This window comes from Roseobacter phycocola (assembly GCF_042055075.2).
GTDB lineage: Bacteria > Pseudomonadota > Alphaproteobacteria > Rhodobacterales > Rhodobacteraceae > Roseobacter.
The window spans coordinates 1,558,677-1,576,739 of record NZ_CP194010.1; the positions used below are offsets into that span (position 1 = coordinate 1,558,677).

General features: G+C 59.6%; 20 protein-coding genes and 1 other RNA gene. 10 read left to right on the forward strand and 11 right to left on the reverse strand.

Annotated features, from left to right (window positions below):
- Positions 1–92: 92 nt before the first annotated feature.
- A complete protein-coding gene (locus AB4K19_RS07675) occupies positions 93–1,007 on the forward strand; it encodes a LysR family transcriptional regulator (RefSeq protein ID WP_436399402.1) in 915 nt (304 codons plus the stop codon).
- A 44-nt stretch (positions 1,008–1,051) separates the two neighbouring features.
- On the opposite strand, the gene acuI is transcribed toward AB4K19_RS07675, so the two are convergent.
- The 5 genes from acuI to AB4K19_RS07700 form a co-directional block, all read right to left on the reverse strand.
- A complete protein-coding gene (gene acuI, locus AB4K19_RS07680) occupies positions 1,052–2,044 on the reverse strand; it encodes an acryloyl-CoA reductase (RefSeq protein ID WP_375227839.1) in 993 nt (330 codons plus the stop codon).
- Positions 2,045–2,119: 75 nt separating this feature from the next.
- The gene (locus tag AB4K19_RS07685) at positions 2,120–3,223 is read right to left on the reverse strand and encodes a dimethylsulfoniopropionate demethylase (protein WP_375227840.1); all 1,104 of its coding nucleotides are present in this window, start codon (positions 3,221–3,223) and stop codon (positions 2,120–2,122) included.
- A gap of 1 nt (position 3,224) precedes the next feature.
- Positions 3,225–3,734: a DinB family protein gene (locus AB4K19_RS07690; RefSeq protein ID WP_375227841.1), complete on the reverse strand. Its 510-nt coding sequence runs from the start codon at positions 3,732–3,734 to the stop codon at positions 3,225–3,227.
- Positions 3,731–4,438 carry a DUF1326 domain-containing protein gene (locus AB4K19_RS07695; RefSeq protein ID WP_375227842.1) on the reverse strand — a complete coding sequence of 236 codons (708 nt, stop codon included), beginning with the start codon at positions 4,436–4,438 and terminating at the stop codon, positions 3,731–3,733. Before AB4K19_RS07695 ends, AB4K19_RS07690 begins: the two co-directional genes overlap by 4 nt.
- 3 nt (positions 4,439–4,441) lie before the next feature.
- Entirely contained in the window at positions 4,442–5,230 is a 789-nt protein-coding gene (locus tag AB4K19_RS07700) for a DUF2182 domain-containing protein (protein WP_375227843.1), read from the reverse strand.
- Positions 5,231–5,301: 71 nt separating this feature from the next.
- Here AB4K19_RS07700 and AB4K19_RS07705 point away from each other — a divergent pair, with 71 nt between their 5' ends.
- Positions 5,302–6,039, forward strand: coding sequence for a FadR/GntR family transcriptional regulator (locus tag AB4K19_RS07705; RefSeq protein ID WP_436399403.1), 738 nt, complete (start codon positions 5,302–5,304; stop codon positions 6,037–6,039).
- A 2-nt stretch (positions 6,040–6,041) separates the two neighbouring features.
- On the opposite strand, the gene AB4K19_RS07710 is transcribed toward AB4K19_RS07705, so the two are convergent.
- Positions 6,042–6,401 carry a hypothetical protein gene (locus tag AB4K19_RS07710; protein WP_375227844.1) on the reverse strand — a complete coding sequence of 120 codons (360 nt, stop codon included), beginning with the start codon at positions 6,399–6,401 and terminating at the stop codon, positions 6,042–6,044.
- A gap of 86 nt (positions 6,402–6,487) precedes the next feature.
- The gene (locus tag AB4K19_RS07715) at positions 6,488–6,943 is read right to left on the reverse strand and encodes a GAF domain-containing protein (RefSeq protein ID WP_375227845.1); all 456 of its coding nucleotides are present in this window, start codon (positions 6,941–6,943) and stop codon (positions 6,488–6,490) included.
- A gap of 323 nt (positions 6,944–7,266) precedes the next feature.
- Between AB4K19_RS07715 and AB4K19_RS07720 the strand changes: the two genes are divergently transcribed.
- The 4 genes from AB4K19_RS07720 (at position 7,267) to AB4K19_RS07735 (ending at position 10,249) form a co-directional block, all read left to right on the forward strand.
- Positions 7,267–7,629, forward strand: coding sequence for a DUF4345 family protein (locus AB4K19_RS07720; protein WP_375227846.1), 363 nt, complete (start codon positions 7,267–7,269; stop codon positions 7,627–7,629).
- 79 nt (positions 7,630–7,708) lie between these two features.
- Positions 7,709–8,058: a transfer-messenger RNA gene (ssrA, locus tag AB4K19_RS07725) on the forward strand.
- Positions 8,059–8,397: 339 nt separating this feature from the next.
- Positions 8,398–9,645, forward strand: a complete 1,248-nt coding sequence (gene chrA, locus AB4K19_RS07730; RefSeq protein WP_436399404.1) for a chromate efflux transporter — start codon at positions 8,398–8,400, stop codon at positions 9,643–9,645.
- A gap of 85 nt (positions 9,646–9,730) precedes the next feature.
- Positions 9,731–10,249, forward strand: coding sequence for an SspB family protein (locus AB4K19_RS07735; protein ID WP_375227848.1), 519 nt, complete (start codon positions 9,731–9,733; stop codon positions 10,247–10,249).
- Positions 10,250–10,252: 3 nt separating this feature from the next.
- Here the strand turns inward: AB4K19_RS07735 and AB4K19_RS07740 are convergent, their stop codons facing one another.
- Entirely contained in the window at positions 10,253–10,807 is a 555-nt protein-coding gene (locus AB4K19_RS07740; RefSeq protein ID WP_375227849.1) for a hypothetical protein, read from the reverse strand.
- Positions 10,808–10,980: 173 nt separating this feature from the next.
- On the opposite strand from AB4K19_RS07740, the gene fumC reads away from it, so the two are divergent.
- Genes fumC through AB4K19_RS07755 form a run of 3 tightly spaced genes read left to right on the forward strand, consistent with a single transcriptional unit; the run spans position 10,981 to position 12,787 of the window.
- Positions 10,981–12,372, forward strand: a complete 1,392-nt coding sequence (fumC, locus tag AB4K19_RS07745; RefSeq protein ID WP_375227850.1) for a class II fumarate hydratase — start codon at positions 10,981–10,983, stop codon at positions 12,370–12,372.
- Entirely contained in the window at positions 12,369–12,545 is a 177-nt protein-coding gene (locus AB4K19_RS07750) for a DUF4169 family protein (protein ID WP_375227851.1), read from the forward strand. Before fumC ends, AB4K19_RS07750 begins: the two co-directional genes overlap by 4 nt.
- Positions 12,542–12,787 (forward strand): ribbon-helix-helix domain-containing protein, encoded by a 246-nt coding sequence (locus AB4K19_RS07755; protein ID WP_375227852.1) that lies wholly within the window; start codon positions 12,542–12,544, stop codon positions 12,785–12,787. Before AB4K19_RS07750 ends, AB4K19_RS07755 begins: the two co-directional genes overlap by 4 nt.
- On the opposite strand, the gene AB4K19_RS07760 is transcribed toward AB4K19_RS07755, so the two are convergent.
- Both AB4K19_RS07760 and AB4K19_RS07765 read right to left on the reverse strand, forming a co-directional pair.
- Positions 12,769–13,659 (reverse strand): fructose bisphosphate aldolase, encoded by an 891-nt coding sequence (locus AB4K19_RS07760; RefSeq protein ID WP_375227853.1) that lies wholly within the window; start codon positions 13,657–13,659, stop codon positions 12,769–12,771. The genes AB4K19_RS07755 and AB4K19_RS07760 overlap by 19 nt on opposite strands.
- Positions 13,660–13,866: 207 nt before the next feature.
- Positions 13,867–14,619 (reverse strand): cytochrome c biogenesis CcdA family protein, encoded by a 753-nt coding sequence (locus AB4K19_RS07765; RefSeq protein WP_375227854.1) that lies wholly within the window; start codon positions 14,617–14,619, stop codon positions 13,867–13,869.
- A gap of 66 nt (positions 14,620–14,685) precedes the next feature.
- On the opposite strand from AB4K19_RS07765, the gene AB4K19_RS07770 reads away from it, so the two are divergent.
- Positions 14,686–14,949, forward strand: a complete 264-nt coding sequence (locus AB4K19_RS07770; RefSeq protein ID WP_375227855.1) for a sulfurtransferase TusA family protein — start codon at positions 14,686–14,688, stop codon at positions 14,947–14,949.
- 50 nt (positions 14,950–14,999) lie between these two features.
- Here the strand turns inward: AB4K19_RS07770 and AB4K19_RS07775 are convergent, their stop codons facing one another.
- A complete protein-coding gene (locus tag AB4K19_RS07775) occupies positions 15,000–17,738 on the reverse strand; it encodes an Rne/Rng family ribonuclease (RefSeq protein WP_375227856.1) in 2,739 nt (912 codons plus the stop codon).
- Positions 17,739–18,063 lie beyond the last annotated feature (325 nt).

Sequence of the window (18,063 nt, forward strand, 5' to 3'; positions counted from 1 at the left end):
ATGCCCACACCGGATACGCCTGCTGACGAATGATTGATAATATTGAGTTTTCATGCTTATGATCTGATTTTTAGATCATCTGGATGCAGCCGTTGACCCTTGATCAGCTCATTGCCCTCGACGCAATTGTCGCCGCCGGTACCTTTCGGGGGGCCGCAGACCGGCTGAACAAGGCCCAGTCCGCCATCAGCCACCAGATCCGCAAGCTGGAGGACGAACTGGGCTTTGACCTCTTCACCAGAGAGGACTACCGCCCGCGCCTCACGGAAAACGGCGAAGTCTACTACCGGGAAGCTCTGCGGGTTCTGGAACAGGTGCGGGTGCTGAAGTCAGCGGCCACAGGCCTCGCGGGTGAACAGGAGGCGGAAATCCGGATCGCCGCAACGGCAACAATGGCCCTTGACCCGTTTCTGACCATCCTCGGCACCGTGAGCCGCGCATGGCCTGCAACGCATGTCCGTCTTTACGAGGAGCTCATGGGAGGCCCTTTGGCCCGTCTCATGGCCTCAGAGGCGGACATGATCCTGGCCGGTCTTGAGGGCGTGCCGGTGGACGAGGTCGAAACACTGCCGGTCGGTCATGTGACAATCCTGCCGGTCGCACACCGTGATTTTCCCGCGGCCTCCCGCCCCGGATTGCGCAGCCGGCGCGAGATGCAGACGTATACGCAGGTGGTCGTCTCGGGCACCGGTGGCGAGGCGTTCACTCAGAGCCGGGACCTGATGTCCGGCGGGCGGCGCTGGACCGTCACTGGGTTTGAAGCCAAACGCAGTATCATCAGTGCAGGCCTTGGCTGGGGCGGCATGCCCGCGCACCTGATCCGCGACGAGCTTGATATAGGAGCCTTTACGGTCCTGAATGTCGAGGGGTTTCCACCACGGCACACGCAGATATTTGCGATCCGCCGGCGGGACCAACCGATGGGTACTGTTATGGCCGCACTCTGGGACGCGTTGCAGGGGCAACCAGCCGCACAGCACATTCGGGATCAGCCACCCCGAAGCTGAAAGGGTGCCGCGCCGTTCGCTCATCCGAACAGCGCGGCAGGTTATCAGGCGTTTACGTCAACAACCACACGGCCTTTGATCTGACCTTTCAGGATGTCAGAACCAAGCTGCGGCAGATCGGACAGCGTGGCGGGCTGCACCATCGCTTCCAGTTTGTCCATCGGCAGGTCACTTGCGATACGCTGCCAAGCGCGCAGGCGGTTCTCATAAGGCTGCATCACACTGTCGATGCCCAGCAGGTTGACCCCCCGCAGCAGGAACGGAATGACCGTCGCCGGCAGACCAGCGCCCCCTGCAAGACCCACAGCAGAAACAGACGCGCCATATTTCATCTGCCCAAGCACACGTGCCAGCATGTCCCCGCCCACGGCGTCCACGCAGCCTGCCCATGTTTCCGCTTCCAGCGGACGTTTGACCGTCTCGTTGATCTCTTCGCGGGCCACGATCTGTGTCGCCCCCAGTGACGTCAGGTAGTCCGCCGTTTCCGGGCGCCCGGTCACTCCGGCCACCTCATGACCAAGGGCTGCCAGGATCGCCACGGCAACAGACCCCACGCCGCCGGCGGCACCGGTCACCAGAACCGGGCCGTCTCCCGGTTTCAGCCCGTGATCCTCGAGCGCCATGACTGCCAGCATCGAGGTAAAGCCCGCAGTTCCCACAGCCATCGCCTGGCGCGTATCAAGGCCACCCGGCAGCGGCACCAGCCAGTCGGCCTTCACGCGCGCTTTCTGCGCGTATCCGCCCCAGTGTACCTCGCCGACGCGCCAGCCGGTCAGCACAACCTTGTCGCCCGGCTTGTAACGCGCGTCCTCAGAGCTTTCGACGGTCCCGGCGAAATCGATGCCCGGCACATGCGGATAGTTGCGGACCAGACCGCCACCAGGGCCAATGCACAGGCCGTCCTTATAGTTTACAGTGGAATATTCGACGGCAACCGTCACATCACCCGCGGGCAACTGATCAACGCTGATCTCTTCCACGGCAGCAGAGGTTTTGCCGCTTTCCTCATCCTTGTTGACCACAAGTGCGTTGAACATCGTCATCTCCTTTCGGGCGTCTCGCCCTGTTTTACGTCAGTTTCAGTTATTCGGCGGCTGGTTGCCCGCCGTCTGTCAGATCCAGAACCCCGGCTGCACCGTCGCGCGGCGCATCCCGTCCGGTGTCTCCACCTCAAGCTCTGTACCGGTATCCCAGTGCGTCATGCGCACCATGCCGATAGACACATTGGTCACGAAATCCGGGCTCCACGCCGCAGAGGTGATCTGCCCCACCCGGCGTCCCCCGGCAAAAAGCGGCCAGGCCCGGTCACAGGACGGGACCGGATCTCCGTCGATAGCGATGGCGCGCACCTGCTGCACCGGCCCTTCCTTGGCGACCCGCAGCAAGGCATCCCGCCCGATACAGCCGATGGCCGTCTGCGTATCGCAGAACCGGCCCAGACCGCATTCATGCGGCGTGTTGTCGTCGGTCATGTCATTGCCATAAGACAACAGACCGCCCTCAATCCGTTCGATCCCGTTGGGGCAGCCAGCGCGTACGTTCAGGTCCTCGCCCGCGGCAAACAGCGCGTTCCAGAGCGGCATGCCGATGTCGCCGCCTTCAACGTAGATCTCGAAACCACCCTGCTTGGAATACCCCGACCGGGCCACCACAAGCTCGCGACCCTCAAATTCGAAAAGCCCGAAACGGAAGAACCGCACATCATTGACCGTATCACCGAAAATGCGCGCCATCAGCTGGTCCGCTTTCGGACCCTGAACGGCCAGCGGTGACACGTCCGGCTCATCTACCAGCACGTCGAGGCGGTAGCCGTTTGCGATGCCCTTGACCCAGAGCAGCAGATCGCTGTCCGCGATGGAAATCCACCAGCGGTCCTCGGCCAGTTTCACGGCCACAGGATCGTTCAGCATGCCGCCCGTTTCATCCACAATCGGCACATAGAAACAGCGCCCCGGCAGCATGCCCCGCAGATCGCGCGGCGTCAGCATCTGCATCAGACGGGCGGCATCAGGGCCGCGCAGTTCGACCTGCCGCTCGACCGAGACGTCCCAGACCTGAACATGATTTTTCAGGTGGTGGTAATCCGCCTCAACACTCTCGAACATGGTTGGCAGGAGCATGCGGTTATACACGGTGTACGCTTTGACACCGGCAGCCTCTACACCATCCGAAAACGGGGTACGGCGCAAGCGCCGTGACGGGGAAATCAACGCCATTTCAGGCATCCTCTGGCATGACAAAAAGGTCAGATACCGGCGCCTTTTCACCGACAGCCGTCAGCATGGCGTGGATCTGCCCCCTGTGGTGGGTCTGGTGGTTGAAAAAATGCATGACGGACGGGGCCAGCGGCGCTTTGACATCGCGGCCCAGAACACTTGAATAAAAGGACAGCTCATTGGTCATATCAAGAGCACGCAGACTGTCGGCCCAGTAGCGGATTTTGCCATCCATGCGGAACCGCTCTGCGGCCCATGACCCGATGGTCGGGTGTATCTGTGTGCTGCCCGATATGTCCGCCTTCGGCTTTTCGACTGACGGGTCAAACCGGCTCATCCACATGGTGTCGCCCCAGAGCAGATGATTGGCCGTCCCGAGGATGGAACCGAAGAACGCTCCGCGGTCCTGTTCCAGCACATCCACGGACATCTCCGACAGAACCGGGATCAGCTGGCTGTTCTGCCAGCTGTTATAACGGGCCATCGTCCGGACATAGCCCGCGTCGATCACGCCTTGGGACCTTTCCAGTCAATCGGGCAGATCTCTGCTGACTTACCGCCAAAGTCCCACACCCTGCCATAATCGCGCACACGGCTTTTCAGTCCGGTTGCCGCGATGATATCCGGACCCATCCAGTATTTGGAGTTGCTGACCATGACAGGATGGCCGGGATCTTTGCCCGCCAGCATCTCAATCTCACCCTGGATTTTGCGGCCGATCATGATCGACCGGCGGTTGCCTTCGCGCACAATCTCGACCGGGGCGCGTTCAGCGCCGATAATCTCAGATACGAGCATGGTGAACAGGCCCGTTGTCCCACCCGCAGCACCGGAGAAAATCTGCAGAATGCCATTGTACGCCTTGCCGGTTGCCCGCTCATCCACATAGGCCGCAACCTTCCAGTTGCCCTCGCCCATGCGTCCGGGGATGTCGACCAGCAGCCCGATGTTCAGACCGGCCAGGCTCTCACCCTCGTAGTGGCCTTCGTCAATGGCGATCGCCATCCAGGCGTGGCAGTGCCCTTCGGTCGGAGGATGCGCGCCAAGGCTGACAACACAGGGACAGAAAACCGTGCAGGAACAGTTCAGGAAAAGCTCGCCCTTGATGGCCCATTCCGTCGGCGTTGACTGCCTGCGTTTGGGGTTTGGCATCCGCTGATCGATGCGCTGGCTGATCCGCAGCCGGTCCGCATCAGGCTTTCTGTTGGTCGCCATATCCTATCCTCCCGTAAAAATCTGCCAGACCGGCAGTGCAACACCGGCCAGAACCAGTGCAAAGCCCATAGGTCGTGTCACATAATGACCCAGCTGGGGCAGTTTCTCTATAACCATAAAGAGCGTCGCGAGCCCCATCCACGCAAGGTTCATCACACCGCCGACAAATCCAAGTGCCATGAACCCCCAGCAGCAGCCGACGCAGTAAGCCCCCAGTCCAAGACCCATCCGCAGCCCGCCGGCAAACCCGGTGCGCCAGTGTCCGAGGAAATACATCATCGGACTGTGGCAAACACCGTGGCAGATCTCTTTGGTGCGCGTGAACTGAAAAAGACCAACAACGAGCAACAGCCCCCCGGCAACCCAAGGCGATTTCGCAATGCCAAGCATATCGACGACGCCGCCAAACAGCAGCCCAAGCTGTGCGCCCGTTATGACCGCTGCAAAAAGCACCCATACAATGAAATAACCCAGCAGCACTGCCAGCCAGCCGGCGCGCGTGCCGTTCGCGCTGTGGATCAGGTCTTCGTAGGCGCGCAGCGTTGGCACCAGTGTTGGCAGCATCATCGCGGCCATCATGATCGCCCACATCACAAACAGCGGCCCGAAGTTGGCCATCGGCATGTACATCGGCATACGCGGGTCCATCGCGGCCATGCGCGCGCCCATTTCGCCCGGGCGACCAAGCAGATCGACGTCCATGTCCACGCTCATGGCGTACATGACCCACCACGCGCCAAGGATTGACGCGAAAAACCCGAGCCAGAGTGTTGAGCGGAGCATGCCCTGCATGGTGAGTCCCTTGTTCTTGCCTTTCAAATGCCAGACAATTAGAAAACGGGCAAACAATAAATGTAAGACAAATGAAGATTGATCCAGAAAGCCCCGCAGATCTGTCCGCACAGATTGCCGGAGCCATACGAGACGCCATTGTGGACGGGACTCTCATCGTAGATGAGCGTCTGCCGTCGGAAGCAGAACTGTCCGAGCATTTCGATGTCTCACGTCCGACTGTCCGCGAAGCGCTCAAAAGGCTTGCTGCCCAGAGCCTGATCCGCACCCAGCGGGGCGCCACCGGCGGGGCTTTTGTGAACCGTCTGAGTTTCGAGGCCGCGTATCCCCAGCAGATCACGACCTCGACGCTGCTTTTGAGCATGAATGCTGTGAAATTCGAGACGGCGTGCGAAGCCCGCTATGCGCTGGAACGCGCCTGTGCACCCCTGTCGGCTGAGCGGCGTACGCCCGACCAACTAGCCACAATGCGCGCCGAAATCCACCGCCAGGCCCAGCCCGGGCTGACAGACGAGGCGTTCTGTGCCTCTGACGTCGCCTTTCACCGCGCACTGGTGGATGGCGCGTGTAATCCCGTGCTCAGCTATCAGCTTGCAGGCGCCGTTGAAGCCATGCAGCCGCTGATGAATATGATCACCTTCACTGCGCGCTCCCGCAGCAGGATTGTGGATATCCACACGGCCATTGCAGATGCGCTGGAGACACATGACGGCGCGCGCACCCAGGATGCCCTGTCTGATCTTGAAAAGGAAACGCAGGCACTTGCTACAAGTGTGTTTGAAGCCCGGGCCAGACAAAGCACCGCCTGAGATCAGTCGCTGGTGCTGGCCTCAGCGTCCTGCCCGCGACGCGTATTTTCTGCTGTTGCCCGCTCATCAAGCGAAGCGTCCACAAGATACTGAAGCGCCCGCCAGATGTTTTTCATATGCCGGGCAGAGCCTGGCTGACTGTGCTTGTCGATCAACTCGCCGATCCGTATGAGAGACAGGGATTCGTGCTGCTCGATGTCATCACGCACCTCATCCATCACAGCATCGGCAAGATCGAAGAACGACCGCACGATCTGGGCTTTTTCGGAATCGCTGAGCGCAGTATCTGCGGCAAAAACGTCATCGTTTTCCGCCAGACCCGAATGATCACGCTTGTCTGTAGTGGTAAGGGTAGAAGACATGCTGTCCAGGGCCGTAGTATGGTCGAAAGACGCAGACGTCTTTGGTTTGAAAACTGAAAATTACCTTATAGGTGGTAGTGGGGGTGTCAAGACCAGCGCTGGGTTGAACCATCTCCGAACAGTATTTCTTCGGCCTGCCGTGACGCGGTCAGAATGGATTCAATCTGCTCGGGATTCCAGCGGTGGATATGGGGCAGCATCGCACAGACTGTACCTGCGGCCCTGCCGTTTCGGCGAAAGACCGGCGCTCCCGCGTATGACCCTATACCCAGCTCGGAAACCGCCGGATTGCCCCGCAGCAGTGGATGATTAAAGGCATCATCCACGATCAGCGGGAATCCCATTTCCACCGTATGTTCACAGACCGGATACCCGATCGGCAACTCATGGCGCAGACGTTCCGGCAGGCGCGGACCACAATATCCGTGTACCACATGTCTGTCCGGCAACATCTCTGTAATCAGTACAGTACCGGCCCCCACGCATTGCAACAGGCGTTGTGCAAGTTCATCTGCAGTGCCTGAAATTCCGATGTCTGACATCGCAACCTCCGATCGGGCCAGCAGCGCCTGGTACGCTGCACTCCCGGAATGCTTCGTATTCAAAATAAAGCCACACCGGTACGAACGCACCGCCGCGACGAAAACCCGGGCACCTGGAAAATCAGCACCCACAGGTCAGCACAAATTTTTTTACTCAATATACAGTCGCCGGCTCTCCCTCCGGCACAAAAAGGTTAACACATACCGGGTGTTTACGGAAGACAGCTGACGCAATTATGTCATTTCTATCTGGGGTTGCAAAGCGGTTGCAGCAGTGAACATGCATCCTTGCGCAAAGCGGCAAATCAGCTACGTCCCATAGTATGAGCGACATAATCAACATCACCTGCTGCCTTCTGACGATCGGGTTCGGGCTGTTTGGCTTTCTGGCACCACGCTACACTGCGGCGGCTCTCGATCTGGAAACGGGGCAATCCACGATGGGGCTTTCGGAGTTGCGGGCGTCCGTGGGCGGGCTTTTTGTGGTTGCCGGCGCTGGTGCCATTTTGATCGGGCACCCGGTGTCGTTCGTCATGGTTGGCGTCGCCTTCGTTGGTGCCGCTCTGGGACGCGCTGTTTCGCTGGTACTGGATAAACCACCTGTGGCCAAGGTGCTGGTGTTTGGCGGAATAGAGGCCGCACTTGCCGCGGCGCTGATCGGCGCAAACGGGTCCGCAGTCTTCTGAAACGGAATTTTAAGGTGAAGGACTGCTTTTAGAAAATTGATATTCATTCATATTTTCAGTTTTTCTATTTTTTCGACTTTCACTTGAGCCCCCCCGGACAAGCCCCTATATTGGTTTTGTTCTTCGGAACTATGAACATAAACGCGCTCGTAATAAGCGGATCGGACCCGGGGGCGGTACCCGGCGGCTCCACCAAATATCCTTCATTTGAGGACTATGGGGCCGAAACAGGATCGACGAACGTCTAAAGGGGTTAGCTTTGTTTCGGTGAGATACCACCGTTATCGGTTCAAAACGTACAATTGCAAATGACAATCGTGCACCGGCGGCAATGGCTGCGTAAGCAGTCGGAGCTTCCGAAATCTTAAGCCCTGGCGCCTTGCAGCACCAGGCGGGGTCCGCAGGCACCTGGCAACAGAAGCCTGCACCTCATCACATCCCGATCTTCTGCACGACAGGCACGGGCGACCGGTGACCTTTGGCAGCCCATAGCCAACTGACCAGCGCAGGCAATTGACCGCGACCGCATGAACTGGCATCCGGAACACATGGGAGCACATGATTGCCCCGCAAGGCTGAATCCCGAGGGTCATATCCTGTTCCCGCTGAAGGTTACTGCACAATGGACGGATATCTGACACCCGCCCCGGAAATTCTGCTGCGTGCCATTGATTTGCCAGCGGCGCCCGCTCAAACCCTGCCCTGCAGACAACAACTGCCGGCGCTCGACAGACAGCCACGAAACCAGCGCGCCGGTTTGGAGGCTCTATGAGCGCCCCCTCTTTTCAGGAGATGTTCCGCGTCTTCGGGCGGATCGGACTGCTGTCTTTCGGCGGGCCGGCCGCGCAGATTTCGCTGATGCACCGCGAACTGGTAACGGAGCAAAGATGGCTCAGCGAGCCGGATTTCCTGCGCGCGCTGTCTCTGTGCATGCTGCTGCCTGGCCCTGAAGCCATGCAACTGGCCACATATGCAGGCTGGCGGCTGCACGGGACGCGTGGCGGGCTGATTGCGGGACTGCTGTTTGTGTTACCGGGCGCTTTGGTCGTGCTCGCGCTGGCGCTTGGCTATGCCGTTTATGGACAGGTGCCGCTTGTTCAGGCCGCCTTCGCGGGCATTAAAGCGGCCGTTATTGTTATCGTGCTGCAGGCACTCTGCCGGGTTGCAGGGAAATCACTGAAAACCCCAACAGCCTGGATACTCGCTCTTGCGGCGTTCAGCGGCCTGTTTCTGTTTGGCATACCCTTCCCGCTTCTGGTGATCAGCGCGGGGCTCTGGGGTTTCCTGACGACGCGCACCACGGAAGCCCCGGCGCCGCCCGCCCTGCCCCTACACCACAACAGCCTGCGGACATTCGTCATTTGGGCTGGGCTCTGGCTGGCACCCGTGCTGGTGCTGGCTGCGACCGGGCAGACCTTCCTGACAGACATCGCTCTCTTTTTCTCCAAACTCGCCGTTGTGACCTTTGGCGGGGCTTATGCGGTGCTCACCTGGATCACCCAGACCGTCGTGACCGATTTCGGCTGGATCACACCGGATCAGATGATCGATGCGCTGGGGCTGGCAGAAACAACGCCCGGTCCGCTGATCCTGGTCACCGAATTCGTGGCTTTGCTGGCGGGGTACGCGCAGGGCGGCGTGCCGCTGGCACTTGCTGCGGGCGCCGTCACGCTCTGGGTGACCTTTGTGCCGTGTTTTTTGTGGATTTTCCTGGCCGGCCCGTGGCTTGATGCCATCAGCGCCCGCCCCCGCCTGTCCGCCGCGCTGGAGGCCGTTACCGCCGCCGTCGTTGGCGTTATTCTCAACCTTGCTGTGTGGTTCGCGATCCATGTGCTGTTCACACGAACGCTGCCGGACACAGGCATTGCGGCCCCGCTCCCGGACCCGGGCTCAGCAGATTTTCAGGCGTTTCTGCTCACCGGGCTCGCCGCGGTCCTGATCACGGGTCTGAACTGGGGGATCCTGAAAGTCCTGCCAGCCATTGCCCTTGCCGGACTTCTCACCAGTCTCTTCTGATTTTACCCGATTTGCCGGTGCAGCCTCTTTTATCCGCCGGTGAATCAGCTATGCTTCTTCTCGACTGTCCGCGCGGGGGAACCCCATGAGCCGAAGCATAGATTACGGTAACCTGATGCATGACGCCATGCGTGGCCTGATCCGCAAGGTGCTTCAGGATGTGTCCGACAATGGCCTGCCCGGCGCGCATCATTTCTTTATAACATTTGACACCAGTCACCCGGATGCTGAACTGGCCGACTGGCTGTCAGATCGCTACCCCGGTGAAATGACGGTTGTGATGCAGCACTGGTATGACAACCTCGATGTGGGGGACGAAGGTTTTGCGGTCACGCTGAATTTCGGCGATGCGCCGGAGCCGCTTTACATTCCCTATGACGCGATCCGGACCTTTGTGGATCCATCTGTTGAGTTCGGCCTGCGGTTTGAGACCCAGCAGGACGAAGATGACGAGGACGCACCGGTGGCAGAGGCAACGCCGATGCCCGCGAAAATGCCTGCCACACGCAAAAAAACCGAAGAACCGGCAGAAGCCGCTGCCGAAGACGACACAGAAAAATCCGGCGATGCCGAGGTCGTATCGCTCGACAGCTTCCGGAAGTAACTGTCAGATTTTTTTCAGAAATGTCGTGACTGTTCGCTGGATTTCGCCGTTTCGCACTGACTGATATTCCAGCTTCAGGCCCCCGTCGGTCAGCGTCCGGTTAAACTGCTGGATTTCATATCCGCCATCTTCCGCGACGAACAGCGAATACACACTGAGCGTGTCGCCATCAATCCGGCTCCATACATAGGGCTCGCCCTTCATCGGATCCAGTTGCACCGAATGGCCAAACACGTTGCGTTTCATGGCCGAGGCGTAGACATCCGCACGGTCGCTTGGCACAAATTCAATGGAGTATGACTTCGATTTCGCCGTGCCATTCGGTCGGTAAGTCGTCGACGTCCAGTCAACGCGGTACCCTTCGTCCGTTGGTTCAATGGTCACGCTCATGTCACGCGGACGGGCCGTACCATCGGCGGAGATCACATCCGCACTGCCCTCGTAACTTCCGGCGAACCGCGTAATATCCGCCTGCGCCGCTGCCGCCGTGAGAGCAAGCGCACAAAAACATAGGCAAAGGGCAAGGGCCTGCCGTGTTACAGCCAGGGACCAGGTCATATCAATCGTACCTCCACTACGCACCGGACAGCTGCAGCTGTCCCTAATAACTTAGGTCACCTGGCGCATCATGCAATCTCTCACCCTGCGGCACTTCGCAGCGTTCTGCCCGTTGCGCCGCGCGTCATGCAGCGGTACACCCGATGCGACGCAATTCACCCACGGAGCCACCCATGTCCCAGACCCGCACAGAAACCGACAGCTTTGGTCCGCTTGAGGTTCCGGCAGACAAATACTGGGGCGCTCAGACCCAGCGTTCCATCATGAATTTCCCGATCGGCTGGGAAAAACAGCCCATCGCCGTCGTCCGAGCGCTTGGTGTGATCAAAAAAGCCTGCGCACAGGCCAATATCGAACTGGGCAAACTGGACGCTGAACGCGGTAACGCCATTGTACAGGCCGCGGGAGAGGTCGTTGAGGGCCGCTTCGACGACAACTTCCCGCTTGTGGTCTGGCAGACCGGGTCCGGCACGCAGTCGAACATGAATGCCAACGAAGTGATAGCCAACCGGGCCATTGAAATTCTGGGGGGCGTGATCGGGTCCAAGGACCCGGTGCACCCCAACGATCACTGCAACATGGGTCAGTCGTCAAACGATACTTTCCCGACTGCCATGCACATATCAACGGCGATGACCGCACGCGATGTACTGTTGCCCGGTCTTGAAAAACTGCATGGAGCACTGGAGGCGAAGGTTGCCGAATTTGACGGCATCATCAAGATCGGCCGGACGCACACCCAGGATGCAACGCCGCTCACGCTGAGCCAGGAGTTTTCGGGATATGCGCATCAGGTCGCCATGGGCATCCAACGGGTGAAGGACGCTCTGGGACGCATCTATGAACTGGCCCAGGGCGGTACAGCGGTCGGCACAGGCCTCAATACATCGCCTGGATGGGATGTGATGGTCGCGGCCAATATGGCTGAGGTCACCGGTCTGCCCTTTGTGACCGCCCCCAACAAGTTCGAGGCGCTTGCCGCTCACGACGCGATGGTGGAAATGTCCGGCGCTCTGAAAACCGTCGCGGCATCACTCTTCAAAATCGCCAACGACATCCGTCTGCTGGGTTCTGGCCCCCGTTGTGGTCTGGGCGAACTGATCCTGCCGGAAAATGAGCCCGGGTCGTCGATCATGCCGGGCAAAGTCAACCCGACCCAGTGTGAGGCCCTGACCCAGGTCTGTGCGCATGTGATGGGCAACGATGCCGCCGTCGGTTTTGCCGGAAGCCAGGGGCATTTTGAGCTCAACGTCTATAAACCGATGATGGCGTACAACGTGCTGCAGTCGATGCAGTTGCTGGGAGATGCCGCATCGGCGTTCACCGACAATCTGATCGACGGACTGCGCGCGGATGCGGACCGCATTGAGAAACTGATGCGCGAGTCGCTGATGCTGGTAACTGCTCTGGCGCCGGAGATCGGCTACGACAACGCCACAACGGTCGCAAAGACCGCGCATAAGAACGGCACTACCCTCATCGAGGAAGCGGTTAACCTTGGGTTCGTGACCGAAGAGCGCTTCAACGAAGTGGTGCGCCCGGAAAACATGACCGGGCCCAAATGAGCAAACCGGTCAACCTGAACAGGTTTCGCAAGGAACGTGCCCGGCAGGAAAGCCGGGCGCGGGCCGATGAAAACGCGGTCAGGTTCGGACGCAGCAAGGCCGAAAAAGAACTGGACCAGGCCCGTAAAGACCTGGCCGACCGCCGCACAGACGGGCACAGGCGCGACAAGTGAGCCGCAGGCCCGTTAAACGCTCTGTCACCCTCAAGGGACACCGCACCTCAATCTCGCTGGAAGACGAGTTCTGGCAGGCGCTGCGCGATATTGCGGCCGCGCGGTCCACGCCTCTTAATGCTCTGGTGGCTGAAATCGATGTGGCACGGGGCACAGAGACCGGTCTGGCCTCTGCAATCCGCGTCTACGTGCTGCGCCAGCTTCAGGCGCAGCTGGAACGCTCTCAGACGGACGCGCGATAAATTTTGTCGATGTTGCCGCCCAGTGCCGCGTCGAACTCCGCATCAGACATACTGATCTGAAGCCCTTCGGTCAGGGCACGGCTGAAGCTGGCGATCATGTGATCATTCTGCGCCAGACGGGCCGACGCGTCATCGGTGGAATATCCCCCCGACAGGGCCACAACGCGCAATACCCGCGGGTGCTGTGCCAGAGCGTCATAAAGACCCGCCTTTTCCGGCAGTGTGAGCTTAAGCATGATGTCAACGCCGTCAGGCAGCGCGTCCAGATGCCGGGCGATTTCCGCCTCCAGCATGGCTTCAGCCTCGGCTTTGGTCTCAGAGTGAATGTTTATCTCGGGCTCCAGGATCGGCACCAGACCGGCTGCCGTTACGGTCGCACCCACCTCGAACTGCTGCGCCACGATGGCCGCGATACCGGCCGCATCCGCCTCGTGGATGACCGAGCGTTCCTTGGTCCCGAAGATACCCTTGCCGCGCGCTTCCTCAAGGAGGGTATCCAGACCAGGCATCGGCTTCATCAACTGCACGCTGTCCGCCTGTTCTTCCAGACCTTTGTCGATCTTCAGGAACGGCACAATACCACGGTCATGCCACAACAGCTCCGCAACAGGCTTGCCATTGATCGTATCATTCATGGTGCGTTCAAAAAGGATCGCACCGATGACTTTCTCACTGGTAAAATCTGAAGACAGAATGATCCGCGCGCGCATGTCGTGCATAGCACGGAACATCTCTTCATCACCGGAATAATCTGAGGGTTCAACACCATAAAGGCTCAGCGCCTTGGGCGTGGAGCCGCCCGACTGGTCCAGTGCTGCGATAAAACCTGCGCCGGACTGCATCTGTTCGCGCATTGAAGACTGATCTGACATGTCTCACTCGTTCCTTCTGATTCCGCCCCTGCGCCTTTCCATAAATGACTGATCGGACGGAAGATACATGTTAGCGCCGGACAACGCGCCGACGAATTGCTTCAGAGCATCCGGACGCCGCAATTGCGGTCCGCATCGCATGCAATCCAGCGTGGCGGCAGACAGGAAATCTGCCTGAGTGATCGAGGTCTTGGAACGGGCGGCCGGTTATCCCAGAAGCGCAAGCGCCGGGAATTTCTCAAGCAGCCACCAGGAAAACGTCGTGAACGCCCCAGTCAGCATGGCAAGCCCCACCAGAAGCAGCAGCCCCCCCATCACACGTTCAATCGTATGCATGTGGCGCTTGAGGCGGTTCATGACACCCATTGCCCGGGTGATAAACATCGCCGCGAGCAGGAAAGGAATACCGAGCCCGGCAGCATAGATGCCCAACAGGACCGTCCCGCGTGTGACAGATGCCTCGGATGCGGCAAGCGACAGGATCGCGCCCAGCTGCGGGCCGATGCAGGGCGTCCAGCCAAAGGCAAAGGCCAACCCAAGAATATAGGCGCCAAAGCTTGAGCCGCCACGCTCGCCTGCATCCAGACGGGCCTCACGATCGAGGAAGGGAATACGGAAGACACCCAGAAAATGCAGGCCGAAGATGATGATCACGATCCCCGAAATGCGGGCAAACAGCAGCTGGTTCTGCAGGAAAAACGCCCCGAACGCGGAAGCCGTGAACCCAAGGATCAGAAAGACGGTGCTCAGCCCCATCACAAAGAACAGCGCCGAGATAACAGCCCGCCTGCGCGCGGCGTTCTCCCCGGACATCTCGCTCAGGCTGACGCCGCTCATATAAGCGAGGTAGGGCGGCACAATGGGCAGCACACAGGGGCTCAGGAAACTGATGATCCCGGCAAAAAGGGCCACTGTCATGGCCGGCAGAAGACCCGCGTCTATGATTTCAATTCCAAACATACCCGACCCCTAGCGGATCGGGTGCCGCACGTCACCCCGGCGAATGGTCACAACATTGTGGACAGAATGAAATATCACCCCTATCTGAGCGACATGAATGACGAAAACACCGCCGAACTTGATGCCACCGGGCTGCTCTGCCCCCTGCCCGTTCTGAAAGCCCGCAAACGGCTTCAGGGCCTTAGTCCCGGCGATACCCTGAAGATACTGGCCGACGATCCCGCAGCCGTAATTGACGTGCCGCATTTCTGTCATGAGGCTGGTCATGAACTGATTTCCGCCGCCGACAGCGGCACCGTTCAGACATATGTCATCCGGAAGAAGGCATAAAAAAACAGGCTCCGAAGAGCCTGTTTTCAGCGTTTCACTGTAATCTCAGGTCAGCCGCCGAGCGACCACCAGCCTTTGCGTTTGGGCTTGGGCGGCTCTTCGGGCGCCGGCGCGGGTGCTGGTTCTGCAGCTACCGGTTCCGGTGCTGGCTCTGCAGCCACAGGCTCAGGTGCCGGTGCCTCGGCCACCTGCTCTGCTTCCGCAGGTGCGGGTTCCGGGTCCGCGGGCGTCTCTGCCGGCGCTTCTTCGGCAACCGGCGCAGGATCTGCATCCTTCTTCTTCGCACGGCTTGCCCGCTTGCGCTTGGGCTTCTCAGGTTCAGCCGGCGCTTCCGGCTCCGCCTTTGCATCTTCCGCAGGCGCTGCTTCGGTTGCAGGCTCTTCTGACGGTTGCGGCGCATCTTCAGCCGCAGCCTCCGAGGCTTCAGCGTCTTTGGCCGCTGCCGGCTTTCTGGACCGCGAACGGGTACGCTTTGGTTTAGCCGGTTTTTCCGGTGCCTCAGCGGCCTCGTCAGTCGCCTGCTCCACGTTTGCGTCGGTCTGCGTATTAGCAGCCTCGCCGGTCACATTTTCGGCATCCGCACCATCCTCAGAACCGGAGGTTTCTGCAGCGTTCTGATCGCCTGCCTCTTCTCCGGACTGCTGATCGTTGTTGTTGCGGTTCCGGCTCCGTCTGCGGCGACGACGACGGCGCTTCGGCTTGCCTTCACCTTCGTTCTCCTGCGCCGCGGCTGGTGCTTCTTCCTCATCGACCGGCTCGTCAGCATCGACCTGATCCATCAGCGATGTATCAACGGAAACCACGGCTTCGGCAGAGGCTTTGACGATGCGTGTCGCTGTTTTGAACTTCTCCATGCTGAAGTCCGGGCTGACCAGCGCAGGATCCCCTTCAATCCGCACCGACAGGCCATAGCCGGCCTCGATCTGTGCGATGTGCTCCCGCTTCTGGTTCATCAGGAAGTTGGCGATGCCCACGGGCGCTTTGATCAGCACCTCGCGGGAACGCTTGCGCGTGCCCTCTTCCTCGATCTGCCGCAGGATCGACAGCGCCAGGTTGTCGTCCGACCGGATCAGGCCGGTGCCATGGCAGGCATGGCAGGGCTGTGTCGTCGCCTCGATCATACCGGGGCGCAGGCGCTGACGCGACATCTCCATGAGGCCGAAACCGGAAATGCGTCCGACCTGAATGCGCGCACGATCGGTCTTGAGTTTTTCCTTCATGCGCTTTTCGACAGCGGAGTTGTTTTTACGCTCGTCCATGTCGATGAAGTCGATCACGATCAGACCGGCGAGGTCGCGCAGCCGCAGCTGGCGGGCAACCTCGTCGGCGGCCTCGAGGTTCGTCTTGGTCGCCGTCTGCTCGATGGAGCCTTCTTTGGTCGCGCGTCCCGAGTTCACGTCGATCGCCACAAGCGCCTCGGTCACACCGATCACGATGTACCCGCCCGAGGGCAGCTGAACGGTCGGGTTGAACATGGAGGCCAGGTAGCTCTCGACCTGGTAACGCGCAAAGAGCGGCAGACCTTCATTGTAGAGCTTCACGTTTTTGGCGTGGCTCGGCATGATCATCTTCATGAAGTCCTTGGCGATGCGGTAGCCGCGCTCACCCTCCACAAAAACCTCATCGATCTCACGGTTATAGAGATCCCGGATCGAGCGTTTGATCAGGTCGCCTTCTTCGTAGATCTTCGCCGGTGCGATGGATTTCAGCGTCAGTTCACGGATCTGCTCCCACAGACGCTGCAGATACTCATAGTCGCGTTTTATCTCGGCCTTGGTGCGTTTCGCCCCGGCCGTGCGTACAATAAGTCCGGCACCCTGCGGCACTTCGATCTCGTTGGCGATCTCCTTGAGCTTCTTGCGGTCCGCGGCATTGGTGATCTTGCGGCTGATACCGCCGCCACGCGCCGTGTTCGGCATCAGCACACAATAACGGCCAGCGAGGCTGAGGTACGTTGTCAGCGCAGCTCCCTTGTTGCCTCGTTCTTCCTTGACAACCTGCACCAGCAGGATCTGGCGGACCTTGATGACTTCCTGAATTTTGTAGCGGCGTGGACGCGGCTTGCGGGCCGGACGGATGTCTTCCTGATCGTCTTCGTCTGCGACGGATTCAATGCTGTCATCCTTGGATGACGCATCAGCCTTGCGTGGCTGGTCGTCATCATCATCGTCAGCCGCATCTGCGTCTGCGTCAGGTGCGTCGCCGTCGGTGTCTTCTGTGCTGCTTTCAGCTTCACTGTTTTCAGATGCGGCTGCCTCTGCAGCCTCTTCCGGTGTGTCCTCCGGCTCTTCGACGGGCGTCTCTGCGACGCGTTCCATCGGCGAAGACCCTTCTTCGTCATCCAGATCAATCGTCTGCATGCCCTCAATCTGATCCGTGTCCACTTCTTTCGTCGCGGTTGCATCTTCAGATTGCGTGTCTTCGGCCTTGGCGCGCGACCGGCTGCGGCGGCGGCGCTTGGGTTTTTCCTCGTCGTCTTCCTTGGCCTTCTGCGCTTCGGCATAGGCACGTTCTTCCTCAAGCAGCGCCTGTCGGTCGGCTACCGGGATCTGATAATAGTCCGGATGAATTTCCGAGAACGCAAGGAACCCGTGGCGGTTACCGCCATAGTCCACGAACGCCGCCTGGAGCGACGGTTCGACCCGTGTTACTTTTGCGAGGTAGATGTTGCCAGCGAGCTGGCGTTTGTTTTCGGATTCAAAGTCAAACTCCTCAACCTTGTTTCCGTCGACCACCACAACGCGGGTCTCTTCCGCGTGGGTGGCATCGATAAGCATTTTCTTAGCCATGTTTCCAGATTGCACAGCCGCAGCCTGCCCCATCCCGGAGGATCGGCCAGATGCGGAATATGTCTTGTCAGGGCGATCAGGGACGCACGCACTTCCATGCCTGGCGGTGCCAGGGGAAATCTGCTCAAAGCTTCGGCGCGCGTCATCGCGGTTCTTCTCCGACGCGGGCTCACAAAGGCGGCCTCGCGTCCACTATTTACTGCGTGTTTTGGGGCGTATGCGCCTTACAACCCGTCAGCGGTTCGTCAGCCGTTTCCGGCTCAATCGGTCTGACACGGTGACCTGATGTCTCAAACGTCACGCAGGTGCCAGCGAAACTCACAGG